The 26,766-nt window shown below is 72.9% G+C and carries 22 protein-coding genes; 11 read left to right on the top strand and 11 right to left on the bottom strand.

Annotated features, from left to right (window positions below):
- Positions 1 to 74: 74 nt before the first annotated feature.
- The 6 genes from OV090_RS35885 to OV090_RS35860 all read right to left on the bottom strand — a co-directional run bounded on the left by OV090_RS35885 (position 75) and on the right by OV090_RS35860 (position 6,628).
- Positions 75 to 1,091 (bottom strand): hypothetical protein, encoded by a 1,017-nt coding sequence (locus OV090_RS35885; RefSeq protein WP_267709217.1) that lies wholly within the window; start codon positions 1,089 to 1,091, stop codon positions 75 to 77.
- A gap of 106 nt (positions 1,092 to 1,197) precedes the next feature.
- A complete protein-coding gene (locus tag OV090_RS35880) occupies positions 1,198 to 2,991 on the bottom strand; it encodes a hypothetical protein (protein WP_267709216.1) in 1,794 nt (597 codons plus the stop codon).
- Between the two features lie 238 nt (positions 2,992 to 3,229).
- Positions 3,230 to 4,117, bottom strand: coding sequence for a hypothetical protein (locus tag OV090_RS35875; RefSeq protein WP_267709215.1), 888 nt, complete (start codon positions 4,115 to 4,117; stop codon positions 3,230 to 3,232).
- Positions 4,118 to 4,196: 79 nt separating this feature from the next.
- A complete protein-coding gene (locus tag OV090_RS35870; protein WP_267709214.1) occupies positions 4,197 to 4,616 on the bottom strand; it encodes a hypothetical protein in 420 nt (139 codons plus the stop codon).
- Entirely contained in the window at positions 4,616 to 5,407 is a 792-nt protein-coding gene (locus OV090_RS35865) for a hypothetical protein (RefSeq protein WP_267709213.1), read from the bottom strand. Before OV090_RS35865 ends, OV090_RS35870 begins: the two co-directional genes overlap by 1 nt.
- 33 nt (positions 5,408 to 5,440) lie before the next feature.
- Positions 5,441 to 6,628, bottom strand: coding sequence for a hypothetical protein (locus OV090_RS35860; protein WP_267709212.1), 1,188 nt, complete (start codon positions 6,626 to 6,628; stop codon positions 5,441 to 5,443).
- Between the two features lie 588 nt (positions 6,629 to 7,216).
- Between OV090_RS35860 and OV090_RS35855 the strand changes: the two genes are divergently transcribed.
- Positions 7,217 to 7,807, top strand: coding sequence for a hypothetical protein (locus tag OV090_RS35855; protein WP_267709211.1), 591 nt, complete (start codon positions 7,217 to 7,219; stop codon positions 7,805 to 7,807).
- A 5-nt stretch (positions 7,808 to 7,812) separates the two neighbouring features.
- Here OV090_RS35855 and OV090_RS35850 read toward each other — a convergent pair whose 3' ends face one another.
- The 3 genes from OV090_RS35850 to OV090_RS35840 form a co-directional block, all read right to left on the bottom strand.
- On the bottom strand, positions 7,813 to 8,073 hold the full coding sequence (locus tag OV090_RS35850) for a hypothetical protein (protein WP_267709210.1): 261 nt from the start codon (positions 8,071 to 8,073) through the stop codon (positions 7,813 to 7,815).
- A 100-nt stretch (positions 8,074 to 8,173) separates the two neighbouring features.
- Positions 8,174 to 8,947, bottom strand: coding sequence for a hypothetical protein (locus tag OV090_RS35845; protein WP_267709209.1), 774 nt, complete (start codon positions 8,945 to 8,947; stop codon positions 8,174 to 8,176).
- A complete protein-coding gene (locus OV090_RS35840) occupies positions 8,937 to 10,751 on the bottom strand; it encodes a CFI-box-CTERM domain-containing protein (protein WP_267709208.1) in 1,815 nt (604 codons plus the stop codon). The genes OV090_RS35845 and OV090_RS35840 overlap by 11 nt, the downstream gene beginning before the upstream one ends.
- Before the next feature lie 281 nt (positions 10,752 to 11,032).
- Between OV090_RS35840 and OV090_RS35835 the strand changes: the two genes are divergently transcribed.
- From OV090_RS35835 to OV090_RS35810, 6 genes are all read left to right on the top strand, one after another.
- Positions 11,033 to 12,472 (top strand): hypothetical protein, encoded by a 1,440-nt coding sequence (locus OV090_RS35835; RefSeq protein WP_267709207.1) that lies wholly within the window; start codon positions 11,033 to 11,035, stop codon positions 12,470 to 12,472.
- A gap of 96 nt (positions 12,473 to 12,568) precedes the next feature.
- Entirely contained in the window at positions 12,569 to 13,558 is a 990-nt protein-coding gene (locus OV090_RS35830) for an expansin EXLX1 family cellulose-binding protein (protein ID WP_267709206.1), read from the top strand.
- Positions 13,559 to 13,724: 166 nt separating this feature from the next.
- Complete coding sequence (locus tag OV090_RS35825) at positions 13,725 to 14,360, top strand: sigma-70 family RNA polymerase sigma factor (RefSeq protein ID WP_267709205.1); 636 nt, start codon at positions 13,725 to 13,727, stop codon at positions 14,358 to 14,360.
- Between the two features lie 44 nt (positions 14,361 to 14,404).
- Positions 14,405 to 17,770 carry a serine/threonine-protein kinase gene (locus OV090_RS35820; RefSeq protein WP_267709204.1) on the top strand — a complete coding sequence of 1,122 codons (3,366 nt, stop codon included), beginning with the start codon at positions 14,405 to 14,407 and terminating at the stop codon, positions 17,768 to 17,770.
- Positions 17,771 to 17,847: 77 nt separating this feature from the next.
- A complete protein-coding gene (locus OV090_RS35815) occupies positions 17,848 to 19,188 on the top strand; it encodes a hypothetical protein (RefSeq protein WP_267709203.1) in 1,341 nt (446 codons plus the stop codon).
- 222 nt (positions 19,189 to 19,410) lie between these two features.
- On the top strand, positions 19,411 to 20,604 hold the full coding sequence (locus OV090_RS35810; RefSeq protein ID WP_267709202.1) for a hypothetical protein: 1,194 nt from the start codon (positions 19,411 to 19,413) through the stop codon (positions 20,602 to 20,604).
- 3 nt (positions 20,605 to 20,607) lie between these two features.
- Here OV090_RS35810 and OV090_RS35805 read toward each other — a convergent pair whose 3' ends face one another.
- Both OV090_RS35805 and OV090_RS35800 read right to left on the bottom strand, forming a co-directional pair.
- Positions 20,608 to 22,344, bottom strand: coding sequence for a GAF domain-containing sensor histidine kinase (locus OV090_RS35805; RefSeq protein WP_267709201.1), 1,737 nt, complete (start codon positions 22,342 to 22,344; stop codon positions 20,608 to 20,610).
- Positions 22,345 to 22,527: 183 nt separating this feature from the next.
- Positions 22,528 to 23,151, bottom strand: coding sequence for a hypothetical protein (locus OV090_RS35800; protein WP_267709200.1), 624 nt, complete (start codon positions 23,149 to 23,151; stop codon positions 22,528 to 22,530).
- A gap of 142 nt (positions 23,152 to 23,293) precedes the next feature.
- Here OV090_RS35800 and OV090_RS35795 point away from each other — a divergent pair, with 142 nt between their 5' ends.
- The 4 genes from OV090_RS35795 to OV090_RS35780 all read left to right on the top strand — a co-directional run bounded on the left by OV090_RS35795 (position 23,294) and on the right by OV090_RS35780 (position 26,750).
- Complete coding sequence (locus OV090_RS35795) at positions 23,294 to 24,256, top strand: diacylglycerol kinase family protein (protein WP_267709199.1); 963 nt, start codon at positions 23,294 to 23,296, stop codon at positions 24,254 to 24,256.
- A gap of 192 nt (positions 24,257 to 24,448) precedes the next feature.
- The gene (locus OV090_RS35790; protein WP_267709198.1) at positions 24,449 to 25,732 is read left to right on the top strand and encodes a DNA polymerase IV; all 1,284 of its coding nucleotides are present in this window, start codon (positions 24,449 to 24,451) and stop codon (positions 25,730 to 25,732) included.
- Positions 25,733 to 25,963: 231 nt separating this feature from the next.
- Positions 25,964 to 26,356, top strand: a complete 393-nt coding sequence (locus OV090_RS35785; protein WP_267709197.1) for a hypothetical protein — start codon at positions 25,964 to 25,966, stop codon at positions 26,354 to 26,356.
- A gap of 10 nt (positions 26,357 to 26,366) precedes the next feature.
- On the top strand, positions 26,367 to 26,750 hold the full coding sequence (locus OV090_RS35780) for a hypothetical protein (protein WP_267709196.1): 384 nt from the start codon (positions 26,367 to 26,369) through the stop codon (positions 26,748 to 26,750).
- The last annotated feature ends 16 nt before the right edge of the window (positions 26,751 to 26,766 follow it).

Below are 26,766 nucleotides of genomic sequence, written 5' to 3'. Positions count from 1 at the left end.
GTCGTCGCGCGCAGATCGTGGGAGGCCCGAAGCCATCGACGAGACATGCGCCGCGTTTCGCCGACGTGAACGGCTCACGGGACGAATCGCCGCCAGTCCTGCCCCGGCGTCGGGCACAGCTCGAAGGTCGTCGCCTCCCGCGAGAACGCGTGCAGGCGGCAGCCCAGGCGGCCGATCGTCAGCAGCGGCGTGAACGGGTCGTCGAGCTCGCGGTAGGGTCGACCGACGACCTCGGGGCGGAGGTTCACCATGTGCGAACCGTGGCGCGCCCGATCGCGGCCCCGCACGCGCGCGTCGTGCTCGCAGGCGAGGCGCCAGGCCAGCGCGCCGAGGGTCAGAGTCTCGAGCTCGCGCCACTCCGAGCAATGACTCCCCGGCAGGCCGAGGCGCTCGTGGTGCTTCGCGTCGCCGAGGTCGTGCACGACCTGGGTGGCAGTCAGCGTCAGCATGCGCAGCCGCGAGGCCGCGCTGCGGGGCCGCCACAACCGCCACACCACCGCGCGCTGCGGTGATTCTCGGTCGTGCGCGGCGAGGCGGGCCAGCGCGTGCGTCGGCTGGCCCAGCGCGTCGAACGCTCCGACCGCCCGCGCGCCGAGCTCCTCGCAGCGGCGCATCAACGGCAGCGCCGCGGCGAAGCGCACCGCGTCCTCGATCGAACCCGGGTGCGCCAGGCCGTGGGCCTTCGGCGAGCCGGGGTTGGGGTCGATGGCGATCTGCGGGGCCTGGTCGCGCGCGCATGCGTGCAGCCGCTCGCGCTCGAGCCGTGGGTGGCCGCGGACGTGGAAGCTGCGCGTGACGCCGTCGCCGAGGCGCTCCCACGCCTGCGCGAGCGCCTCCGTCTGGCGGGCCGCGATGATCGCCGGCGCGCTGTCCCTGGCTTCCGCGAATGCGCGCCAGACCTCGCCCGCGCGGCGGCGGTGCAGATCGGCGACGCGCTGATGCAGCGTGGCCAGGCGTTCGGGCGCGTCGAGGCGGGCGCGCAGCGGATGACTGGGCCCGCGGCCGGCTCGCATGGCCTGCTGCAGCTGCGTGAAGGACAGGGCGACGACCTCGCCGAGCAGGTCCGTCGCGCTCGGCAGGTCGTCGGTCATGCGCTGGTTATACCGCGAGAAGGAGAGGCCGAGGCGAGCGCGGCCGCGAGCGTCGCGGGTCCGTGCCGGCGCTGCGCGAAGGAGCGTTCGTCGTGACCGTCCGCGCTCACGGACAGTAACCGGGCGGCAGCTCGGGCGTCGGGCCGTCCTTGCCGTAGACGAAGCGGTGGAACACGTCGCGGATCACCGGCTCTTGCAGCTCGCAGTAGAGGTGTTGCTCGAGCTCCGCGGTGCTGAACAGCCCGGGCGCGCGCAGCTCGTAGAACAGCTTCATGGCGAGGCGCAGGTCGGCCTCGCCGGTCGCCGCGGCGATGGTGGCGAACACCCGCTGGCCGAAGCCGAACACCTTGAGGGGCATGTGACGCGACCACGGGTTGTCGCTGCACAGCACGACCGGCGGCGCCGCGAAGTCGAGGGGCAGCACCGGGACGTCGACCTCGTCGACCACGTATTCGGTCCACGACTCGTCGAGCCAGGCGTCGTTGGTGTGGCGGGGCTTGAGGCCGCGGCCGAACCAGCCGTGGAACAGCTGGTGTTTGAGGCTGAGGTAGCCGGTGCTGGTCGCGCCCTCGTACTCCATACCTGCGCCGTCGCCCGGGTTGATGAGCACGTAGAACCGATCGAGGTGGTAGGGCCCGGTCGACTCGATGAACTCGTCGAAGTAGCCGGCGATCTCGGCCTGCACCTCTTCGTGCGTCTTGCCGACGTCGGCCTCGAGGAACACGTCGAGCTCGACCGGATCGCCGCCCTTCGGCTCGAGGATCGCGCTGCTGTGCGTGTGCTTTCCCCCCTTCTGCAGCCGGAACATCGGCGAGAACGAGCGGAAGTGGGCCGGGTAGCTGATCTTCCACTTGTGGAAGCCGAGCTCCTGGATGTCGCCGTTGGCGTACACGACCTGCTCGGAGGGGGAGTCGAGGACCTGGACGGTCATCGTCAGCTTGAAGCGGTCGTAGGTCAGGTTGGCCGGCATCCAGCGCTCGACCATGTAGCCCGGGGAGACATCGCTCGAGCCGAACGACCACAGGACGGCCTGCTCCCATTCGTTATACGAGAGGATGTTCGTCGAATTCGGGGGGTCGTCCAGCGGGTACTCGAGCACGAGCACGTGCTCCGAGCAGGCGGGGAGGTCGAGCGCGATGACCCGCATCTCCGCCTTGTCGCCGCCGCCGAGGTCGCGGTGCAAGATCTGCCCCGACGTCAGCGGCATGCCGTCGAGCTCGATCTTGGTGAAGGTGAGCTGGCGGGTGTCGAAGAGCGGGTGGCCGCCCTCGGGTCCGAGCCGGAACTTCATCGTCGCCTTCATCGTCGCCGCCTTGGCAGTCCAGTCGATGACCGCGCTCGCGGTGACCGAGACGACGTCGATCGGCACCGCGAACATGCCGTCGACCATGGTCGACGGCGGCGCGTCGAGGATGTCGCCCTCGCCGCACACGATCACTTCGGGCTCGCCCGACGTGTCGTCGTCGGTCGTCGAGCCGGTGGTCGTGTCCTCGGCGCCCGTGCTCGTGGTGTCGGACGTCGTCGTGGTGTCCCCGCTCGGATCGACGGCGGTCGTGGTGCTGGTCTCGGTCGTGGTGTCGCCGGTCGTGGTGTCGCCGGTCGTGGTGTCGCCGGTCGTGGTGGTGGTCGAGGGATCGACCGCGACGGTCGGATCGGCGTCGGCGCTGGTGCCGGTCGAGGTCGGCACCGCGGGCTCCGTGGATGGGTCGCTGCCGGTCGGCACGGGGGTCGGCGGGCCGTCGCCGCTGCTGGTGGTGCCGAGGTCGCCGCTGCTCGTGCCGCTCGCGGTCGAATCGTCGCTCGCGGTGTCGGGGCTGGGACAGCCGGCCGAGGTGAGCGCAGCGACGAGCGCGAGCGCGAGCAGGCGCTGCGAGGAAGGAACGGAGGATGAGTAAGCCATGGTCGTCTCCCGAGGCGACGCGGAGGCCAGCCGTCGGCGCGTCGCCGCATGCGCGACGCGGTCGACGGACGCGGCGGCCGGCGCAGCGCGCTCACGGGGACAGTGAAGCTCGGCCCGCGATCAATTGCGCGGCGCGACGAGGGGGCGCTGCCGTCACTCAGGACGACCTGAATGCGGCCGCGCTCCTCTGCGCGAAGACGTCGCCGCCGGGCGAGCGGCTGTCGTCACGCTCGCGCGGTCACAGGTCGGATTCGGGGATGTCGGGGATGTCGGGGCCGTCGTCGGGGACGTCGAACAGCTGGCAGGGGATCGGCAGGAACGGGTCGAGGGTCGAGAACGCGGCGCCCTGGTAGCTGTAGAAGTTGCCGTCGTACTTCACCCAGACGTCGCCGAGCGAGGGCACGGCCAGGCCGCCGAGGTCCTGGAGCTCCGACAGGCCGCCGGCGGCGTAGTGGAGGTGCAGCACCATCCGGAGGTTGGGGTTGTCCTCGAACGCCTCCAGCGTGTTGCACAGAAACGGCTGGATCGGGACGCCGAGGCCGATGACGAGCGAGGTCGGGTCGCCGTCGAGCGGGGCCACGCTGGTGGCGACGATCGGCCCGGTGCTCTGGTAATAGCAAGAGGGGCCGTAGTAACAATAATAGTCGTACGGCGGCTCGTAGTAGCAGGGCGGCGGCGGGTTCGGCGAGCAGTACTGCTCGAGGTTGTAGTAGCGCGGATCGATGAGGGTGGTGCTCGGCTGACCGCCGTATTGGCCGTAGTAGGCCTGGGCGATGCTGAGGCGGAAGCGCTTGGGGTTGACGGTCTCGACCGGGGCGAGCGGCTCGGTGAAGCTGAGCTGCAGGGTCGAGGCGTCGAGCAGCTTGACGCCGATCAGCGCCGGCGGCACGTCGACGGGCGGCGGGTCGGGCGGCGGCGGGTCGGGCGGCGGCAGCGGGAGCGTCGGATCGGGCGGGAAGGGCGGTCCGGTGGGATCGTCGGTGGTCGGGTTGTCGGTCGCGGTGCCGGTGTCCGTGTCCGTGTCCGTGTCCGTGCCGCCCTTGCCGCCGCCCTGACAGGCGCCGAGGACCAGCGCGCCGCTGGCGATGGCGGCGTGTACGAGCCGGCTGAAGCGTAGTCCAAGCATGCGGCGAGGGTACGCGCGCCGTCTCAACGCGCCGAGGTCGGCGCCTGTGGACGCTCGCGGGATCGACCTGTCCTTCGGGTCATCCCCACCGATCCATGGCGCGGGCGATCTCAAGCGCAGTGTCGGCGCCCTCGTGGGCCCTGGCGGCGCTGCGCAACAATAGCGCGACCAGCAGGGGGTGCTCGACCGCAGGCAACGCTGCCGGGCCGACGAGGAAATAGGTGAGGGTGCGGACCAGGAACGCCGTGCCGCCGCTGCGCTCGCGCTCGGCCCGGTCGGCCAGCGCCTCGAGGCCGCGCAGCGCCGCGGCCCGCAGCGCCTCGAAGTCGCGGCCGGCGAAGGCCTCGCGGGTCGGTGGCCAGGGGCCGGTCACCGCGTCGGTGGGTACGCAGGGCGCGAGCTCGGGGAAGAAGGCGAGCTCGGGCACGGCCCGCAGCACGACCTCCACGTCCTCGTCGTCGGCCGGCGGCGGCGAGCCGGGGTGCAGCGCGGGGTGCATCAGAACAGGGTGCAGGGGATCGGCAGGAACGGGTTGAAGTTGCTGAACGGGGCCGCGTTCAAATAATTGTAGTAGTTGTTGTTCGGGTCCTTGACCCACGCGTCGGCGAGCGACGGCAGCGGCAGGCCGGCCAGGTCGGTGATCTGCGCCAGGCCGCCGCTGGCGTAGTGGAGGTGCAGCACGAAGTCGACGAGCGGGTCGTCGGGCGCCTGGAGGATGTTGCACAGCGACGGCTGGATCGGGGCGGTCAGCGACAGGATGACCTGCGTCGGATCGGCGTAGTGATTGAACACGTCGGCGACCCCGATCGGCTGCGGCTGATAATAGCAGCCGCCGTAATAGCAGTAGTACGGGACCGGATCGTAGTAGCAGCCGGGCGGCGGCGGCGGGCAATACTCGACGAGGTTGTAGTATTGCAGGTCGCGCAAATAGGTGGCGGGCTGGCCGCCGTAGTTGCCGAAGTAGCCGCGCGCGAGGCTGAGGCGGAAGCGCTTGGGGTTGACCGTGTCGACCGGCGCGATCGCCTCGGTGAAGCTGAGCTGCAGCGTGAAGGCGTCGATCATCGTCACGGCCGCGATGGCCGGCGGGGTGATGTCGCCGGGCGGCGGGGGCGGGGGCGGCGGGAAGCCCGTGGTCGGGTCGGGACCGGTGGTCGTGTCGGTGTCGCCCGAGTCGGTCTCGGACTCGGTCTCGGTCTCGGTGTCACCGGGCGCGTCAGTGCAGGCGCCGAGGAGCAGCGCGCCGCTGGCGATGGCGGCGTGCACCAGTCGGCTGAAGCGTAGGCCAAGCATGGGGCTCAGCGTACGCCCGACCTTTCGGACAGGTCAACGTTGGCGCGCGTGCAGCCGCTGGTGCGCGGCGTCGAGGGCTCTGGAGCCGAGGCCCAGCAGGTTCATGTCGCCTTCGTCGAGGCCCAGCTTGCGGCCGAGCTGGAGGTTGTACTCGTGGACGCCGAGGTCCCACAGGCCGACCTGCGCCGCCGTGGCCACGCCGCGCAGGCGGCTGCGCTCGAGCTCGAGCTCGAACTGGAGCTGCAGCCGGGTGCCCAGGTGCGAAAACGCGGCGGCGATCCGCTGGATCGCGGTGCGCCGGTCGCCGGCCGGCGGCGAGACGCGGAAGCCGGCGAGGTCGAGGTCGACGCGCAGCCGCAGCGGGTCGCCGTCGGGTTCGACGCAGGTGACGCCGATGTCGAGGCTGCCGTCGCGCAACCATCGACCGACCGCGCCCAGGCCGACCGCGCCCTGCGGCGCGAGCGGGACGTCGCGGACGGTCCAGCTGCCCGGCTCGGCGAGGAAGGCGTTGCCGCGGGCGCGGCCGCGGGCGCGCGTGTGACACAGGACATCGACGAGGGCGTACTCGCTGCGCAGCGGCGCGATCTCGAGGTGCTCGAGCGCCAGCGGCAGCACCCGCGTGGTCGGTGCCGCCGCCAGATCTTCGAATTCGATGGCGAGGTCGTCGACGACCAGCCGCTCGATCACGAAGCCGCGACCTCCCGGCTGGCCGACACCGAGCGCCCGGTTGCGGACGATGCCTCCGCGCACGCCGTGCAATTGCAGCTCCGTGATCGGGACCTCGCGCTCGAGCAATCGCAGCATCGCGATGTCGATGTCGAGGCGGCCGATCGAGAGGGCGAGGTCGGCGCCGTTGCGGTGACGGATCGTCACGCCCTCGAGGTGCACGTGGCCGGTGAAGATGTTGCCGCGCGCGCGCTCGAAGCACACGTCGACGCCGGAGGTCCGCTCGACCTGGTCGAGCAGCAGCCGCAGGCCGGGCTCGTAGAGGACGAGGTCGACGAACACGAGGGTGGTGAGCACGAGGCCGAGGACGCCGGTCAGGGTCCACACGGCGCGTCGCCACCAGCGCAGCAGGCGGGTCGGCCGCTGGCGGCTGCGCCACAGCACGAGGTAGCCCGCGCCCAGCAGGGCCGCCCCGACCAGCTCGAACAGCAGGGCCGCCGCCACCAGCAGCGGCACTGCCATGAGCTCGGCGACGACGATGAGCAGGGCCTCCACGCCCGTGGGATTCTCGCACCGGTCGCTGCCGCTGCAAACGCGGCCAGGGGGCCCCACGGGCGCGAAATGTGGGGGTCTGTGAACGTTGATCCGGCGGGCGAACCCCCGGGGCGACCGCCGACCACGTGCTCGGGCCTTCAGGTGCGGGCGCCGGCGCAGGTCCCAAAGGACAGGTCACGCGTGGCGGGCGCCGTGTGGCCCTCGGCACGGAGAGACCGGAGTTCGGCGCCGCTTCCCGATCGCTGCAGCGGGCGGCCCGCGGCGCGCGGAAGGGCCGGCGCGCTCGTTGCCGGCGCGCAGCCGAGCCCTCGCGCGGGCGCCCGTGCGAGTGTCCGCGTGAGGACGACCGCGAGCTCGCGCGCCGGATCGATCTCGTGCGGGGCCGGGTTCGAGGTCGCTCGCGGCCGGCCGCCGCGAGGCCGCGCTCGCCTGTCTTCACGGACAGGTGGGCGCGCCGAGCGGGCCGACGGCGGCGCGAGCGGCGGGCGCGAAGCGGAATGTCCTCAGGGACATGTCCCTGGAGACGGCCGCGGCTCCCACCCGCGACGGCGCTGGCGAGCGCCGGCGCCGGTGCGTATCGTGTCGAGCATGACGCTTGATCTCAAGATTCACGGCACGGCGCCTCTCCTCGTCCTCGTCGCAGCGCTCGCGGCGTGCGGGCCCGGCAAGTCGGGGACGACCGATACCACCGACACGAGCACGACCACGGAGCCGCCCGCCAGCACCGGCACCGATACCGACACCGGCACGACGGCGGCGACGACCGACCCGGCGACGACCGACCCGAGCCCGACCGACCCGACGCCGACGACCACCGGCGGCGACGCCCCGGCCCTGTGCGCCGACGCGAGGACGGAGGCCGACTGCCTCAAGGCGACCGAGATGGACGAGGACCTGGGCCTCGGCTGCCGCTGGGCCGAGGTCCTCCGCTTCGCGCCGACCGACGGGGCCGACGGCTGCGGCTTCGAACCTGCCGGCGGGGTGTGCGTGCTGGCCAGCTTCGAGGAGGGCGGGGCCGGTTGTGAGGGCTTCTGGCGCGACCTCGGGCCGGGCCAGATCGACTTCGCCCGCTGGGACTGCGGGACGCCGGAGCCCGAGGAGTGGCAGGGGTGCTTCGAGATCGAGATGGACAGCCCGGGCTTCGCGGCCTGCCTGTGCCAGAACGGCGGCGGCGAGTAGGGCGGTCAGCCGGTGCTGCCGCCGGTCGAGCTGCCGCCGGTCGAGCTGCTGGTGGTGTCGGGCTCGTAGGCGGGGCAGGCGTCGGGGTCGGGCGGGTCCTCGACGCAGCCGTGGTCCTCGGCGACGCAGGGCGAGCAGTAGGGCCGCGCAGGGCTGTTCTCGGCGCACCAGGCGTCGCTGTGGAGGTCGCGGTGGACGCAGTGGTCGGGGTTGGGGATCCGGCACGCACCCGCAGCAAAGGCGAGCAATAGGCAGACTTGTCTCATGGGACAGGTTCGAGGGCGCGCCGGCGCCGGGCCGGGAATGAGCGGACAGGTCTCATGGCACAGGTTCTGGGCGCAGCCGCCGGGAATAGGCGGACGTGTCTCATGGGACAGGCGCCGCGGCGCGCAGGCGCTGGGCCAGGCGGCCGGCCTTGCGCGCGGCGAGCAGGGTGAGGAGCCAGGTGGCGGCCAGACCGGCGCCGACGGCCAAGAAGGCGGCCCCGGCGGGGCGGTAGGTGACGAGCGAGGTGGGATCCTCGGGGTCGACCGCGATCGGACGCGCCAGCAAGGCGACGCCGGCGACGAGGGAGCCGAGGCCGAGGCCGCCGGCCACGCCGCCGAGGATCAGCAGGCGACGACAGGCGCCCGAGCCGTGACACAGCCGACCGCCCGGAGCCGGCGCCGGACCCTCGACCCCGGCGGCGACCGGGACGGGCGGGCTGGCCGGCGGGACGACCTCGGTCGGCCTGTCGGAAGGGACAGGCGCCGAGGCAGGCCCCGGCATGCCGGGCGTGGCGAGGCCGGGTGCGGTGGCCGTCGGCGTGCGCGCGCCCGGACCCACCGGGGCGCTCGGGCCCGCCGCGCCGTTGGTCGGGGCGGTGCCGTTGGTCGGCGCGGCCCCGGTGGCCGGTGGGGCCGCGCCGGTCGTCATGGCCGGGCCGCCGGCCGGACCTGCGGGCGCGCCTTGGGTCGCGCCGCCTGCCGGGCCGCGGTGGGTGCCGGCGGTCGCCGGCAGCGGGCCCGAGGCTGTCTCTTGGGATATGTCGACAGCGACAGGTTCCCAGGGACCTGGCGCCGGGGACATGTTCTCGGGGGCAGCCGGGGCGGCGGCCAGGGCGAGCGCGGCGAGGGCCGCGGCGAGGGGGCTAGCCGCCATGGCCGGGCTGTGCGGAGGCGCGGGTGGCCAGGCTCGCGGCGTCGGCGACCGGCTGAAGGACGACGCGGGCGAGGCCGCGGAGCAGCGGCTCGTGCTGGATGACGCGGGCCAGCGGCGGGCTGTAGGCGTAGTAGAAGCGGACCAGGTCGACGCCGGTGGCGGTGGTCTTGAGGTAGGCGTCGCGGAACGAGCGCAGCGCGGCGACCTGGGCGGCCCACGGGGCGCCCCAGGCGGCGGTGGCGACGAAGCAGAAGCTGTCGACGGTCTGGAACTCCTGCGCCTGCGTGGTGATCTCGCCGCCGACGATCGGGCTGCGGCTCGTGCACTTGTCCTCGTACACGACCGCGAACTGGTAGGTGTAGTCGCCCCACAGCTCGCCGATCTCGAGCGTCACGAGGCCCTCGGCGGCCCCGAGCTCGGCGGCGCTGAAGCTCTTGAGGAAGGCCGCGCCGAGCAGCTCGTCGGTGAGCGGGTTGTCGCCGGTGATGTGATAGACGTGGATCTTCGTCAGCTCGAAGTCGGGGTCCTGCGCCGGCATGCGGAAGCTGAGCTGCACGCGGTCGAACGACATGCCGGCGAGCGCGAGGTCGTCGATCGGGGCCAGCGGCTTCAGCTGGCTGCACTGGCCCCAGCCGCCGCTGTCGTCGCCGGTGTCGTCGCCGCCGGTGCCGGGCTCGCTGGTGGCGCCGCCGCTGTCGGAGTCGCTGCTGGGGCCGGTGCCGTCGCCGGTGTCGGTGCCGCCGTCGCTGGTGGTCCCGCCGCCCTCCTTGCCGTACGAGAACACGCCCCAGCGGAAGGTGTCGCCGTTCTTGGTCATGACCCGCAGGCGGTCGGCGCCGCTGCCTTCGGACTCGCTCAGCTTGCCGTCGGCGGGGTGCAGCGAGCCGGTGGCGCCGTTCCAGTCGCCGTAGCCGAGGTACTTCGTGGTGCCGACGAAGGCCCGCTCGCGCGGGTCGAATTCGACCTTGTAGACGACCGAGGGCTGGCCGAGGAACTCGATGCCGTAGTTCTCGAGGCGCGTGTCGACGAAGTGGTCGTTCTCGCGGTCGTAGTCGAAGTCGGCGTTCTCGTCGCGCTCGAGGTTGACCTCGACGTAGGCGGTCAGCGGGCCCTTGGCCAGCACCTCGGGCGCCAGCAGCAGGGTGGTGAACTCGGGCATGTCGCCGACCGGCGTGGCGGCGGTGACCGCGTCGAGGTCGTTGATGTCGGCGTACTGCTTGGCGTCCTCGTGGTCGGCGTTCGGCTCGAACTCGACGAGGTCGTTGCGCGGCGGGTAAAACACCAGGTTGCCCTTGGGGTCGAAGCGGCCCTTGTCGGACTGGAACACCTTGGGCGAGGGGCAGGTCTTGGTGTCGACCGAGATGGTCTCGTGCTCGGAGTCGGTCAGCGGCCGGCAGTAGTAGTTCTCGGCGGAGCTGCTGTTCTCGTGCCAGCCGAGCGACTCGAGGTCGGCCGGGTTGTCGTCGTGGAAGATGATCCGCGGGTACTTCTTGCCGCGCCGGTGCGACCACACCGGGAGCACGTTCTGCCGCGGACCGTACGGCGCGCGCCAGCTCGAGACGAAGTTCCACACGCCGGGCCGGTTGCCGATGCCGTACTTGCCGGTCGCCTGTGTGACGAGGACGTCTTGCACAAAGTTGCCGTCCTGGTCCTCGAGCCAGATCGCCATCTGCACCTCGGGCACCGGGGTGTAGTGGAACTCGACGAGGATCGGCTCCTCGGCGGCCGCCTCGCGCGCCGGGCCGAACATCCCGGCCAGCACGGCGAGGCCGCTCAAGACAGTCCAGTGATGCAAGCCAGGCACGGCGGCAGCATATCACGCCGCCTCGCCGGCCCCGCCGCCCGGGCCTGGAGCCGCGGACGGGCCGGCGAGGGCGCCGCAGGGGCGTTCGCGCGCTGTGCGCAGGTCGCCGCCTGCGCCGCTTTTGGGCCGATAACTGGCGGTCCGGGCGCGAGTGCGCCAGATCACCGCTGCATGCGCGGACGGACCGTAGAGTAAGAATCGTCGTGGCCCGCAGATCCTCCCCTCGCCCCGGTCGCACGGACGCGCGGCGTCGCGTGTCGCCCCGCAGATCGTGCCAGCGCATGGTGGGGGCGGTCCTGGCCGGTGTGGCGACGCTGACCTGCGGGCCGCGGCCGGGCACCGAAGCGGCAGTACCAGCGCTCGGGAGCCAGAGCCAGCTGCCCGGCGGTCCGCCGCCGCCGCGCGGCGGGCTGAACTTGCCGAGCCTGGCGGTGGCCTGGTCGCCGCCGACGCTGACGGCGGGCGACAGCGAGGCGCTGGCAGAAGCGCTGACGGCCTCGCCCGCGGTCGAGGTGCTGCTCGGGCCCGGCCTGGCCGGCTGGGACGCGCGCCTCGGCCCGGCGCTGCAGGCCCTGAGCCCCAGGGTGCGGGTCACCAGCGTGCGCCAGGCGGAGCAGGCGGCGATCGTGGCCCGACCCGACGCGCTGACCGTCGCGCGCGAGCCGGGCTCCGGGCGCCCGCGCTACCGCGCGGAGGGGATCGAGCTGCAAGAGACCTGGCTGAGAAGACATGACCCGAGCGCCAGGTCGATCGTCAGCGTCGACGCGGCGCCGATCGACCTGGCGGCCTGGAAGGCGCTGCCGGCCGCGCGCGTCGGCGGCTGCGAGCCGGCGATCCGGGCGCTGGCGGAGGGCCAGGAGCAGGGCCTGGCCCAGCTCGAGGGCTTCCTGAACCACGCCGACGCGCTGCTGTGGCGGTTCTACAGCGCGGAGCTGGCGGCGTTCGTGCCGGAGATCCACGCCGAGCTGCGGGCCTTCGCCGACGCGGAGGCGCCGACCGAGCCTGACGCAAAGGCCAGGTACGAGTGCGGCCGCGCGTACTGGCAGCACGTGCAGCCGTACGCGGCCTGCACGTCGGCCGACCGCTGCACGGTGGCCCCGCGGGTGGTGCTGTCGGCCGGCGGAGCCCGGGTGGCCGCGCCCGAGCCGTCGCTGGCGCTGTCCGACCGCTGCCCGATGCTGGTCGGCCGCGACTACCCGGGCGAACTGCGCCAGCTCGGCCTCGACGCCGCCGAGGCCGCGACCGCGGCGCTCGACCGCGACTGGTCGACCCTGGCCGACCGCCTCGGCGCGGTGGCCGAGGTCCATGCTGTCCTCGAGGACATCTGCACGCCTCGCCGCTGGCGCTTCGCCGCCGCCGACCTGAACGAGGCCCGCGGCCGCCTGAGCCGCGTCGGCGACCTGCTCGCCAGCCCCGAGCTGGCCGGGCCCCAGGCGGGCTGGCGCGTCGAGGCGGCCGACCTGTTCGTGCCCGGCGCGGGGCCGATGCGCCAGCTGGCCCGCTTCGACCCGGGCCCGGCGGCGGTCAACCTCACCATCGGCACCGAGGCCCGGGCGCTGCGCGAGTTCGTGCTGTCCCGGGCGCAATGTCGTGCAGGACATGACCCAAGGCCCATGTCTGTGCTGGTCGCCGACGCCGAGTCCGGCCGCGCGCGCTTCTTCGGCTACCTCTACGCCGAAGAGCTGGTGTGCAGCGACCTGCCGCCGCTCGGGCGCGAGTGAGCGCAGCCGCCTGGGCCCCCAGGTGTGGCGCGAGAGGCCCAGGGGCGGGCCCGCACGGCGTTGACAGGCCGCGCGCGTCGGGGGCATGTCAGACGGATGCGCGGGCGATGGTTCGAGGCGGCGGCGATCTTGTGGTGCACTGCGTGTCCCGGCGACAGCGGCGAGACCGAGGCGTCGACGGGCGGCGCGGCGTCGACGGCGAGCTCCGAGGAGTCGAGCGCCGGGCCGACCGGTAGCCCGGGCAGCGAGGGCTCGGCCGGGCCGAGCTCCGGCGAGGCACCGACGAGCGCGGGGCCGACGAGCGGCGAGACGAGCAACGGACCGACGAGCGGCGAGACGAGCAGCGGACCGACGAGCGGCGAGACGAGCAGCGGACCGACGAGCGGCGAGACGACGAGCGCGACGACGGGGAGCGAGACCTCGGGCGAGACGAGCAGCGGGCCGGGCACGAGCGAGACGACCGGCAGCGGCCAGGTGTGCGAAGGCGCGGACCACGAGGGCAAGGCGACCTACTACGCGGCCGACGGCAGCGGCAACTGCAGCTTCGACGCGAACCCCGGCGACGACATGGTCGCGGCGATGAACACGCCCGATTACATGGCCTCGGCGGCGTGCGGGGCGTGCGTGCAGATCGACGGACCCGACGGCCAGATCGTGGTGCGGATCGTCGACCGCTGCCCGGAGTGCCAGTCGGGCCACATCGACCTCGACGAAGACGCCTTTCCGATGATCGCCGACAAGGACCTCGGGGTGGTGCCGATCACCTGGCGCTACGTGTCCTGCGAGCTCGAGGGACCTGTCGTCTACCACTTCAAGGAAGGCAGCAACCAGTGGTGGACTGCCGTGCAGATCCGCAACCACCGCAATGCGATCGCCAAGCTCGAATTCAAGGACGAGGACGACGCGTGGCAGGAGGTCGCGCGCCTCGAATACAACTACTTCGTGGCCGAGGCGGGGATGGGGCCCGGGCCGTACGCGTTCCGCGTGACCGACGTCCACGGCAACGTGATCGAGGACGCGGGGATCCCGTTCGTCGAGGCGGGTGACTCGCCCGGTGCGGGGCAGTTCCCGGCCTGCGCGCCGTAGGTATGTGCGATCGGGCATGTCTCCGAGAGCATGCTCGATGGGACATGTCTTCAAGAGCATGCTCGTTCGGGCATGTGATAAAGGATCGGCTCCGCCCGGCGGTCGCGCTCGCGCGTGAGCGGGCCGCGCGCTTGACCGGGCCGGGGCCGCCTGCGATCGTGCGGCGGTGGACGACGACGCGCTGTTGACCGCGTGGCGGGCCGGGCGACGCGAGGCCGGGCAGGCGCTGATCGAGGGCCACTACGCGGCGGTGTTCCGCTTCTTCCACGGCAAGGCGCCGCCGAGCGTGTGCGAGGACCTGGCCCAGAAGACCTTCGAGACGCTGTGCCGGCGGCGCGACGGGTTCCGCGGCGAGGGCTCGTTCCGCGCGTATCTCCTCGGCGTCGCCCGCTTCGTGCTGATCGGCTGGAACCGCCGCGAGCGCCGCTTCGACGCGGTCGACGACAGCGCGCTGCCGGCGGACGAGCCGTCGCCGAGCGGGACTCTGGCGGAGCAGGAGACGCTGCGCCTGGTCGCCACGGCCCTGCGCGGGCTCGACCTCGACGACCAGATCCTCATCGAGCTCAAGGACTGGGAGGGGCTGTCGCAGGCCGAGCTGGCGGCGCTGTTCGAGCTGCCGCAGCCGACGGTGGCGCGCCGCCTGCAACGCGCCCGCGCCCGCCTGCGCGCGGCAGTCGACGCGCTCGCGGCCGGGACGACGCACGCGCCGGCGCTGCGCGACCTCGACAGCTGCCTGGCGAGCATCCGCGCCGACATCGAGGCCCGCTTCGGCCGGGTCCGCGGCCCGCTCGAGGAGAATTGAAAAAAGAATTCGCGGGCGGGGATCACGCGGCCTCGTCGCGGCACATGCAGAGCGAGGCCCCGTCCGAATTGCCCCCGCTCGCCTGTCACCCCGACCCCGCGCAGTCGACTGCGATCCGCGCGGCCCAGACGCGCTTGCTCGCGCGACTCGACGGGCTGGCGCAGGCCGAGGACGTGGACGACGACGAGGCGAGAGACGGCGAGCGCTACGCGATCGGCGAGGTGTTCGCGGTCGGCGGGCTGGGCGTCGTCCGCCGCGCGCACGATCGGCGGCTCGGGCGGGTGGTCGCGGTCAAGACGCTGCGCCGCCGCGATCCCGAGGCGGCGCGGCGGTTCGCGGTCGAGGCCCGGATCACTGCGCGGCTGCAACACCCGGGGATCGTGCCGCTGTACGACATCGGCCGCTTCGCCGACGGCGAGCCCTACTACTGCATGAAGCTGGTCGACGGCGAGTCGCTCGAGCGGGTGATCGCCGGCGAGCCGACGCTGCGCGGGCGGATCGCCCTGGTCCCGCACGTGCTCGCGGCCGCCGACGCGATCGCGTACGCGCACCAGCACGGCGTGCTCCACCGCGACATCAAGCCGGGCAACATCCTGGTCGGTCCGCACGGCGAGACGGTGGTGATCGACTGGGGCCTGGCGAAGGACACGCGCGGGGCGCAGGCCGGGGAGCTCGCGGGCGAGGAGACGGACGCGGCGATCGACGCGACCGCCGAGGGGGCGATCGTCGGCACCCTGCGCTACATGCCGCCGGAGCAGGCCCGCGGCGCGGCCGTCGACGCTCGCAGCGATGTCTATGCGCTCGGGGCGGTGCTGTTCCACGTGCTCGCCGGTCGACCGCCGCACGCGGCGCTCGAGCGCGCGCAGCTGCTGGCGCGGCTGGTCGCGGGCGAGGTCGAGGACCTGCGCCCGCGGGTCCCCGAGGCGCCGCGCGAGCTGGTGGCGATCGTACAAAAGGCCATGTCCCCGGAGCCAGGCGATCGCTACGCCGGGGCGGTGGCGCTGGCCGAGGATCTGCGGCGCTTCGCGGCCGGGCGGCTGGTCGACGCGCACCGCTATCAACCGGGCGAGCTGCTGCGGTTGTGGCTGCGACGTCACCGGGTGGCGGTGGCGGCGATCGTGGCGGCGATGGCGGCCGCGGCGGCGGCGTCGATCGTGTATCTGCGCCGCGTCGAGGCGGCCCGGGCCCGCGCGGAGGCGGCCGAGACCGAGGCGCTGCGGCGGGCCAACGACGCGGTGCTGGCCCAGGCGCGCGGCGTGCTCGACGACGACCCGGCCGAGGCGCTCCGGCTGCTGCGGCAGGTCGATCTCGGCGATCCGCTCGACCTCCGGCGCGCCCGCCTGGTAGCGAGCGCGGCGGTGGCTCGCGGCGCGCCGGAGCGGGTGTTCCGCGGGCACATGCGGCCGATCGAGCACGTGGCGCCGCTGGCCGACGGCGGGCTGGCGAGCATCGACGGCGGCGGGGCGGTGTGGCGCTGGGACTCGAGGACAGGTCGCGGCGAGCAGGTGGCCGACCTGCAGGGGCCGTACGGCAGGATCGCGGCCGCGGCCGAGGCGCCCGTGTGGGCGGCGCTGGCCGGGTCGCACGGGGCGATCTTCCGCGGCGACGAGCCGCCCGAGGCGATCGATCTGTCGGAGCTGCCGATCGGCGTCGGCCTCACGTCGCACCGCTGGGAGATGTCGCGCGGCGGGGAGACTCTGGCGTCGCTCGGCGAGACCGGGCTGGCGTGGCTCGATCCGGCGGCGGCCTACACCTGGGATCTGTCGACACGGCCGGCGCGGATGTCGGCGCTGCCGTATCAGCGCGCCAACACTGCAGTGATGAGCCCGGACGGGCGGTCGATCGCGGTCTTCGGGGTGCAGCGAGAGACGCTCCTGGTGAAGGGCGCGGACGTCTCGCTCCTGCCCGAACTGCGGTCGACTGCGATGTTCTCGCCGAGCGGCCTGTACCTGGCCGACGACCGCACCGTGCTGTCGTTGCGGGACGGGACGAAGCGTCCGTCCGCGGGCTTGCCGTTGGCCATCACGCGCGACGATCGCATGCTCGTGCGCCGGCTCAACGCGAACCACGGGCACATCACCGGCGAACCGCAGCTGGCCATGATGGACCTGTCGAGCGGAGAGGAGCGGTGGCAGCGAGACCTTTATCGCTCGGCGGAGGAGCTGCGGGCGTTCGCCAGGAGTGAGGGCGGCGTCGTCATGGCCGACGCGGGCGATCGCTTCGCGATCCGCTACGACGGGCGCTGGACGCTGTGGTCGGCCGCGGACGGGGCGATCGCGCGGGTGCTGGAGGTCGGACCGGGCGAGCGCGGGGCGTTCACGGGCGACGGAGGCTTCGTGAGCACCCGCGGCCGCGACCTGTGGCTGTGGTCGGCGGAGTCGTTGCCGAATGTCTCGAAGGACAGGTGGATCGCGTCCGCGGCGGACGTGAGCCACGCTCTGGTGTTCGCGCAGCGCCGAGGGCTGGAGCTCGTGGCTGTCCGCGAGGGCCGCCGGCGCTCGCTGGGCTGTCCGTTGCGGCTCGAGGTGCGCTCGAGCGTCGGGCCGCCGCGGCAGCAGGCGGTCGACGGCCAGGGGCGGGCGCTGATCGCCGGCGTGGCGCACGGGGCCTGTCTGGTCGACGGCGACGGCGTGGCCCGGGTGGTCGCCGCCGACGAACGAGTCCGCGCGGTCGCGCTGGCCGACTCGGGGGACACCTACGCGCTCGGGCTGGCCGACGGGAGCGTGCTCGCGTTCTCCGGGCCCGGATGGCCGGCGCGCTGGCAGCTCGACGCCGAGGTCGTGGCCTTGTGGATCACCGCGACAGGCGCCGAGCTGATCGCCCACACCAAGTCCGACTCGGTGTTCGGCCTGCAACTCGGGGACGACGCGCCGGTCCTGATCGGCAAGGTGCGCAGCGTGAGGGACGCGATCCCGCCGGTGGTCGCGCTCGATCTGCAAGGATCGAGGGCCGCGATCGCGCTGCAGGGGACCGACACTCTGGCGTTCTACGCCGACGGGATCGTGACGCGACGGACCTCGCTGCTGGAGCCCTGGCCGCGGATGGCGTTCAGCCCGAGCGGCGCGCTGCTGGCGGTCTCGACCGCGGGCCGCGGGGTGCTCGTGCTCGCCGACGCGGACGACCCGGGGCGCGAGTTCTCGCTGGCGGAGCCGGTCGACGAGCTCGCGTTCGTCGGCGAGGACGAGCTGGCGATCGCCGGCGGCGACGACTCGCTGATCCGCCTCGACCTCGTGCTCGGCGAGGCGATCGTGCTGCAGCGCGAGCACGACGTGAAGTCGCTCGGGAACGGCCTGCTGCTGCCGACCCGCGGCGATTCACCGCCGCCGCTGCGGGCGCCCGGGGGCGACGCGGACGCTGTCCCGAGAGACAGGCTCGAGCTGATCCGCTGGTTGACTGCGCGCACCGAATGATCGGTCGCGCTCGTGAATGACGAAGCGCAGCTCTGGGCTGCGTGGAATGCATGGCGTTCATCAGAGGTAGAAGGATCATGAGACGTGTTCATGGGATGTGGGGATGGTTGATGCTGGCTTCCGCGTGCCCGGCCGGGCCGCTCGCGCCGACGCCGGAGACCGAGTCCGACGGCGATCCGGAGCCGACGACGAGCACGACCGAGACGTCGGAGACCGCCGGGCCGGGTCCGACGACGACGACGACGGCCGAGCCGACGAGCACCACGATGTCGGAGCCGGTGGCGCCGTGCCCCGACGGCGACCTCGACGAGGGCGAGGCGTGCGACGACGGCAACGACGTCAACGGCGACGGCTGCAACCGCGACTGCCAGCCCTCCGCCGAGCTGCTGTTCGAGTTCCACCCCTCCACGCGCGGCTCGGACGAGGTGCAGGCGGTGGCGGTGGACGCCGACGGGAGCATCGTCGCGGGCGGTCTCGGGCTCGGGCTCACGCGCTGGGCCGTTCGCTTGGACAAGGCCCTCGAGGTGGAGTGGTCGCAGCAGTACGGCGAAGCGATGGGCCTGATCAGCGGGGTGGCGACGTTCGCGGGCGGGGCCTACGTCGCGGGCAGCGCGTTCACCGACGGCGACGGGCGCGACGTCTGGCTGGCGCGCCTCGATCCGGGCGGTGCGATCGTGTGGGAGGAGACGTTCGGCAGCGGCTTCGGCGACGATTACGTGACCGACGCGGCGGTGGTCGACGGCGACGGGTTGATCGTGACCGGCTTCGCGTCCGACCAGGATGGGCTCACCGATCTGTGGACGCGCCGTTACGCGGCCGCCGGGACGGAGCTGTGGACGAGCCGGGTGCCGATGGGGGTCAAGTTCACCATCTGGCCGCTGGGCCCCGGCCTGGTGGTCACGCCCGAGCACGCGGTGGTCAGCTGGGCGCGGCCCAAGGACGGGGTGTTTCCCGAGTGGCTCGTCGCAGTGCCCCTCACCGGCGGTGAACCGAGCTGGACGGTCGAGTATCCGGGCAGCGGCGGGACCATCTACGCGCTGGCCCGCGAGCCCGGCGGCGATCTGATGCTGGCCGGCAAGCAAGGCGAAGCGCTGATGGTGCGCCGCGTGACGAGCACCGGCGAAGGCGTGTGGTCGAGCGACGCATGCACGGGGATGAACGGCCGCGACGTGGCGATCGACAGCCAGGGCGACGTGGTCGTCATCGGCGACGGCCCGGGCGGGACCGGGACCAACATTCGCCTGTGCAAGTTCACCTCCGATGGCAAGCTGCGCTGGGGCAAGGACATCGACGGCGGCTTCGGCCCCGATCGCGGCTACTCGGTGGCGATCGACGCGTCCGACCGGATCGTCGCCGGCGGCGCGATGATGTCGGAGGTGCTGGTCGACGATCCGTGGCTGGCGGTGTTTTCGCCGTAGCGCGGAAAATCATCGCTTGGCATCGCCGCGGACGGACGGGCGGGTCGCAGGTCGTGCAGGCGATCGGGGCTCGGATCGGCCAGCGCGGTGAGGTCGAGGCCGGCGACCGAGCGCGCGCGAGCGGTCGTGGTCGGCCGCCGGACGCGGGACCCGCGACGTCCGGACGCGCGAAGCAGGCGACGCCGGCTCGCGCGCTCGCGCGGGGCGGTTTATCCTGCCGCGATGATGCGTCCTACCTTGATTGGTTCTCTGATGCTCGTCGCTGCCTGCGGCGACAGCGTGCAAGCGACCGCCACCGCCGCGAGCGAGGGGTCGACGGCCACGGACACGAGCGACGGCACGACCGCCACTTCCACCCCGACGACGACCGCGCCGACGACGACGACGACCGCGACCGAGGGCGGGCAGACGGAAGGCGACACCGGGACGACGACCTCGACGTCGACGACGGATGATTCGACGACGACGACGACGACGAGCGAGACGACGACCACCACCACGACCTCGACGACCGAGCCGATCGACACGACATCGACGACCTCGACGTCGACCACGCAGGCCGAGACGACCACCACGACCGACGGCGGCGAGACCACCGTCGAGACCACCGACGGGCCGCCGGCGCCGTGCGAGTGCCCGGACATCGAGGTGCCGCTGGACGACGGGATCTTCGTGCTCTCGGGCGACGCCGAGCTGTGGAAGTACTTCCCCGAGACCAACTCGTTCACGATGCTGGGCGGGCTCAACTGCGGCGGGCTGCTCAGCACGTTCTCGATGGCGGTCGACCGCCAGGGCTTCGCGTGGGTGCAGTTCGTCGGCGGCGAGCTGCGCAAGATCGACGTGACCGACGTGTCGAACTGCGAGGACCCGGGCTACGTGCCGGGGCAGCTCGGGGTCGACAACTTCGGCATGGCGTTCGTGTCGAACAGCCAGTTCGACCAGTGCGACCAGATCTACGGCAACACGTACAGCGGGATCGGTCCGTTCAGCGAGGGCCCGAACATCGGCGACTTCATCGGCATCGATCCGGACTCGCTGCAGCTGGCCAAGCTCGGCAAGACCAACTTCGACGGCGCCGAGCTGACCGGCACCGGCGACGGGCGGACGTTCGAGTTCGGCGGCACCGGGCCGGCCAAGCTGGTCGAGGTCGACAAGGCCAGCGGCGCGGCGCTCGACGTGCTGCCGCTCGCCGGGCTCGAGATCAACAACGGAGCGTTCGCGTTCGCCTTCTTCGCCGGGGACTTTTACTTTTTTACGGACAGCGACAACGACTTCTTCGCCAGCGAGGTGACGCGCCTCGACTACGACGACAGCGACAACAACGGGATCCAGGACCTCGAGCTGCTGACGAGCGACGCGCCGCTGCTGATCGTCGGCGCCGGGGTGTCGACGTGCGCCCCGGTGGCGCCGATGTGACGCTCACTGCACGGGCGCGGCCGGCAGCTCGACGGTGAAGGTCGCGCCCTCGCCCGGGCGGCTGTCGGCGCGGATCGTGCCGCGGTGGGCGTCGACGACCTTGGCGGTGATGTGCAGGCCGAGGCCGAGGCCGCCGAAGTGGTTGAGCGGGACGGCGCGCTGGTAGCGTTCGAACACGCTCTCGAGGCGCTCGAGCGGGATGCCGATGCCGTGGTCGCGGATGACCAGGCGGACCGCGCCGTCGTGCCGCCGCACGCGGACCTCGATCGGTGCGCCCTTGCCGAACTTCATCGCGTTGGCCAGGAGGTTGGAGACGACGACCTCGAGGCCGGTCTCGTCGCCGTCGATGACGACGCCGTCGTCGACGTGCAGCTGCAGCTCGCAGCCGGCGCGCGCGAACAGGTCGGCGAAGTCGCAGGTGACGTCGCGGACCAGGACGCCGAGGTCGAGGCGGGTGAACCGCAGCGGCAGCTCGCCGTCGCACTGCCGGGCGGTCATGACGATCAGCTCGGTGAGCCGCGACAGGCGGGTGGTCTGGCGGGCGATGGTGTCGACCGCCCGCTGCGCCGGGGCGGTGGCCGGCGTCGCCTTGCGCAGCAGATCGACCGCGAGCTGCAGCGAGGTCAGCGGGGTCCGCAGCTCGTGGCCGGCGAGGCTCAGGAAGTCGTCGCGCGCGCCGATGGCCGCCTGCGCCTGGGCGTAGAGCCTGGCGTTCTCGAGCAAGGTGCCGACCTGCTGCGCGTAGGCCTCGGCGAAGCGCATGTCCTCGCGGTCGTAGTGGCGGGTGCGCGAGCCGAAGGTGAGCACTCCGGTGACCTCGTCGCGGACGCGCAGCAGCACGGAGAGCAGGCTGCGCACGCGCAGGGCGGTGATGAGCTCGATGTGGCCGTCGACCAGGCCGGCCTCGCGCAAGGTCGCCTCGTCGGTCACCGGCAGCAGCAAGGACTGGCGCTCGCGCAGCGCCTGCATGCCGAGTCCGGGGCCGTCGATGTCGGCGCCGTAGCGGGCGCACAGCTGGTCGAGGATCCGCTGGCCGGCGGGCTCGACGTGGGCGGCGGCGATCCGCCAGGCGCGGTGGCCGTCGTAGCCGACCAATGAACAGATGTCCCCGAGGACAGGCAGGCTGCGGCGCACGACGATCTCGCCGGCGCGCGCCGGGTCGAGGGTGTCGGCCAGCGCGCTCGCGACCTGGGCGAGGAAGGCGGCGCGCCGCTCGGATTGCTCGGCGTGGTCGCGCGCGCGCGCCTCGAGCAGGCGCGCGAGGGTCTGGCTCAGGGTCAGCGCGAGCTCGGTGTCGTGCGGGGTCCAGTCGCGCGGGGCCCCGACGTGCTCGTGGCAGAGGATCCCGGCCAGTCGCCCGCGAGCGAACACCGGGACGTCGAGGAGGCCGCGGACCGCGTGCGTGGCGAAGTAGGCGGACAGGGCCCCGAGCCGCGGGTCTCCGCGGACGTCGCGGATCGTCAGCACGTTGACGCTGCGGACCAGCTCGAAGTAATCGGGGGCGCTGCCCTCGGTGACGACGAGGCCGCGCTCGAGCAGCCGCTTGCTGTGGACATAGCCGAGCTCGCAGGTGATGGCGGTCGGGTCGTCGTGAAAGCTCCAGTAGCTGGCGCGCTCGACGGCCAGGAGGTCGCAGCAGATCTCCAGCACCTGCTGCAGCGCGCCGTCCCAGTCGGACTTGCCCATGACGCCGAGTCGCAGCAAGGTGGCGACGACCGAGTCGGTGGGGGTGGACGACATCGCAGGGAGGATGCCGTTCATCGCGCATGCAACAAGTCGGCGGCGGCCGTGCGGCTGACGCACACGTTGCGCGCGTCGATCCGGCCGCTCGCGCCGCAGCCGCCTCGGCGATTCACGGAGGTCGACGCGTTGGCGAGATCGCCGGTGCGCAACGGGCGCGAACGCGCGCCGCGGCCGACCCGCTCACTCTGCGGTCTTGATGATCGTCTCGGCCAGCGCAGTGAGGCCGCGCCGCGCAACTGTGACGACCTTCGGCGAGCGGCGATCGGTGTAGAGCTGCGAGACCTTGTGGTCGAGCAAGGTGGCCCCCCAGACGACGATGCGGTCGGCCCAGGCGAGGTCGTGCGCGGCGTCGTGGGCGGTGCGGCGGGCGGTGCCGTCGACGAGCCGGAGATCGATGCGCTTGCCGACGAGGGCCCGCAGCTCGTGGTGCAGCGGCGGCGAGCCGCCGACGACGACGAGGCGATGCCAGTCGCGTCGGGCCATGGCGGCGAGGGCCCGCTCCCACGCGCTGCGGTTGGTCGAGCCGCCGCAGAACTCGCACAGGCGGGCCGACGGCGCGTCGAGGTCGACGACGATCCGCCCGTCGTTGGTCGCGGCGGCGCGGCAGTGGGCGCGCGAGCAGGTGCGCACGAACTGCTCGGCGACGACCTCTTCCACGCGCGCCCGCTTGCCGGCGGCGAGGTTGCGCTTGCCCGGGCGCGTGAGCCCTGCGGCCTCCAGCGCGGCTCGGCCCAGATCGCGCGCCTCGCCGCCACGGAGCCCGTGTTCGGCCAGGAGCGCGTCGATGTCGAGGTCGCCGCTCACGTCGAGAAGCGTGGCACACTCCCGGGATGAACACCGCAACGCGGCGAACGACGCCGCCCGGGCTCCACTGCCTCGACCCTCATGATGCGCCGGCCGAGCGGCGTGCGCGGGTCGCTCGCCTCGCCGCGCGCAGGAGGACGTCGTGAAGCCGCGCGCCGCGCTGGTGTGGAATCCGGTCGCCGGCGCAGCCCGCGACGATCTGCCCACGGTCGTCAGCGAGCTCGAGCAGACGTACGAGCTGTCGGTGTTCGAGACCAGCCCCGAGCGCGACGCCGACGCGTGCGCCGCAGAGGCGCTGGCGAGCGATCCGTCGCTCGTGATCGCGGCCGGCGGCGACGGCACCGTGTCGCTGGTGGCGTCGCGCCTGATCGGCGGCGAGGTGCCGTTGGCCGTGCTCCCGCGCGGCACCGCCAACAGCTTCGCGCGCGCGCTGTCGATCCCGCTCGACCTCGCGGGCGCGCTCGAGAACGCCTGCAAGGGCCAGCCGCACGCGATCGACACCGCCCGCGCGGCCGGGCGCTCGGTGCTGCTGTTCGCCTCGGTCGGCTTCCACGCGGCCGCGATCGGCGAGACGTCGCGCGAGGCGAAGAACCGCTGGGGCCTGCTGGCTTACATCGCGACCGGGCTGCAGCGGATCGCTGAGCTGGAGCCGTTCTCGCTCGAGCTCGAGACGGAGAGCGAGATCATCCGCTGCAAGGTCACCAACGTGGCGGTGGCCAACCTCGCGCCGCTGCACACCCTGTTCGCCCAGGGGCCGACTGCGGTGTGCGGCGACGACGGGAAGCTCGACGTCACCCTGATCGCCTTCGACGGCCTGGGCTCCGGCATCGGCACCGCGCTGCACCTGTACCGCTCCGGGCTCAGCCAGAACCCCGCGAGCCGCGACGACATCGGCTTCTTGCCGGTGACCCGCGCGACGCTCCGCACCGACCCGCCGCAGCGGGTGCTGATCGACGGCGAAGACGTCGGCGAGACGCCCGTGACCGTCGAGTGCGTGCCCCGCAGCCTGAAGGTGCTGGTGCCCGCGGCGCCGCCGTCCCAGAGCTGCGACGAGCGCAAGCTCGACGGGCTGCCCGAGCTCGAGGTCGAGCCGAAGGAAGATTGAACCTGGGGACATGTCCTCACGGGCATGGTTTCATGAGCATGTTCTCGGGGGCATGTCCTTTCGGGCATGCCCTACAGGGCATGTCGTGAGGGACAGGAGACGCGAGACGGCGGCCGGGCGGCGGAGACGGCGCCGGGGCGCGCGTTCGCGCGCGGTGACGGGCGAGCGCGGGCGCGCTAGGCTTCGCTCGGCGTGAGCGGCGCGAAGGACATGGCCGGCGGTGCCGGGCAGGCGGAGGGCGGCCGGGCCATCCTGCACGTCGACATGGACGCGTTCTTCGCGTCGGTCGAGGTGCGCGAGCAGCCTCAGCTGCGCGGCCTGCCGGTGCTGGTCGGAGGGGCCGGGCGGCGCGGGGTGGTGGCGGCGGCCAGCTACGAGGCGCGCAAGTTCGGCTGTCGTTCGGCCCAGCCGATGGCGGTGGCGCTGCGGCATTGCCCGCAGGCGGTGGTGGTGCCGCCGCGGCACGCGCTGTACGCCGAGGTGTCGCGCTCGGTGTTCGCGGTGTTCGAGCGCTTCTCGCCGCTGGTCGAGGGGCTGTCGATCGACGAGGCGTTCATCGACTTGGCGGGCACCGAGCGGCTGTGGGGGCCGCCGCGCGGGGTGGCGGAGGCGCTGCGGGTGGCGGTGCACCAGGAGGTCGGCCTGACGTGCTCGGTCGGCCTGGCCAGCGTGAAGTTCCTGGCGAAGATCGCCAGCGGCATGCACAAGCCCGACGGGCTGACGGAGATCCCCGCGGGCACCGAGCTCGAGTTCCTGACGCCGTTGCCGATCGGCGAGCTGTGGGGCGTCGGCCCGCGCACGCAGGAGAAGCTGCAGCGCCGCGGGATCCACACGGTCGGCGACATGCGGCGGCTCGGCGAGGCGGCGCTGGTCGAGATGTTCGGGGCGCACGGGCAGCACATGCACCGGCTCAGCCTCGGGATCGACGAGCGCCCGGTGGTGCCCGACCGCGCGGCCAAGTCGCTCGGGCACGAGGACACCTACGCGGTCGACGTCGTCGGCGTGCCGGCGCTGCGCCGCTGCCTGCTGTCGCAGGCGACGCGGGTCGCCGACCGCCTGGTCGCGCAGGGCCTGAAGGCGCGCTGCGTGTGCCTCAAGATCCGCGACGGCGACTTCGTCACCGAGACGCGGCAGACGACCCTGCCGCGCGCGACCGACGATTACCGCGAGCTCCACGGCGCCGCCTGCCGCCTGCTCGAGGCGGTCGACACCGACGGCCGCGGCTTCCGCCTGACCGGCGTCAGCGTCAGCCAGTTCGAGGCGCCCGAGCGCGAGGTCCAGCTCGACCTGCTGGCGTCCGCGGCCCCGGAGCCTCCCCCGCGCAGCGCGGCGCTGCAGGCGGTGCTGTCGGCCGTGCGCGAGCGCCACGGGCACCAGGCGCTGTTCCCCGCCGAGGCCGGCAGCCAGCGTCGGCTGGGCGACACGGGGGGGATCACGCACTCGCGCGCGGCCGAGCCGGTCAAGCGGCGACGCTGAACATGTCCTGATGGACATGTCTTGAAGTGCATGCGCGGCGCGGAGGCGAGCTCGGGCGGCGATAGTGACCATGTCTTGATAGACATGTCTTGAAGTGCATGCGCGGCGCGGGGACGAGCTTCGCAGGGGCGAGCGGCGGCGGGGCGGTCCCGTCGAACGCGGATCGAACAACGTATGCGGGCGCGTGGGCGGTCGTTGCCTGACGGTCCGCGGCGCGTTAGCGTGGGCGTGATGGACGATGCCGACGAGCCGGTCGGGGTGGCGCGCGTCGAGTTCGACGAGGCCGAGGAGCGCAGCCTGGTGCGACTGGCCGGGGCCATGGGGCTGGTCGGGCTGCTGCAGATGCTCCTGGGCGGGATCGGCGTGGTGCTCGCGTTGCTGGTGCTGGTCCTGGCCCGGCATCCGATCGAGCTCGTGATCGTCTCGGTGCTCGGCCTGGTCTACGTCGGCTTGCCGGTGTGGCAGGGGATGCTGCTGCGCGAGGCGGGCGAGGCGATCGGCAAGGTCGCGGGCTCCGACGAGGACGACCAGGAGTACCTGGCGTCGGCGTTCCGCCGGCTGCGCGCGGTGTTCGTCGTCGAGCTGGTCCTGGCGCTGTGGCCGGTGGTGCGGGGGTTGCTGTGACGGAGGCGGTATGAGCGAGGCACGGACGATCCCCTTCACCGCCGCGCAGCGAGCGACGATCCGCAGCTGCGGCCTCCTGATGCTGCCGATCGGCCTGCTCGAGCTGTGGGTCGGCGTCGACGCGCTGGCCGACGTCTTGCCGGTGTTGCAGGTGGTGCTGGCGTGGCCGGTGGTCGGGGCCGCCGTCTACGCCGCCGTCGAGGTCGCGCTGGGTCTCGGCTTGCTCGTCGGCGGCGTCGTGTTCTTCCAGGTCGCGCGCGCCGGCACCGTCGCCGCGCTGGTCCGCGGGCTGCGGGCGCTGTGCCTGGTGTTCGTCATCAAGGCGGTGTTGCTGCTGCTCCTGACGGCGTCGATGCTGTTCGTGATGCTCGGGGTGCCCCTGCTCGGCCTTTGAGGGCCGACAGGACATG

The organism is Nannocystis sp. RBIL2 (genome assembly GCF_026626745.1).
Lineage (GTDB): Bacteria > Myxococcota_A > Polyangia > Nannocystales > Nannocystaceae > Nannocystis.
Note: the sequence above shows the minus strand (reverse complement) of the source record. Positions and strands in the feature narration are given on the sequence as shown.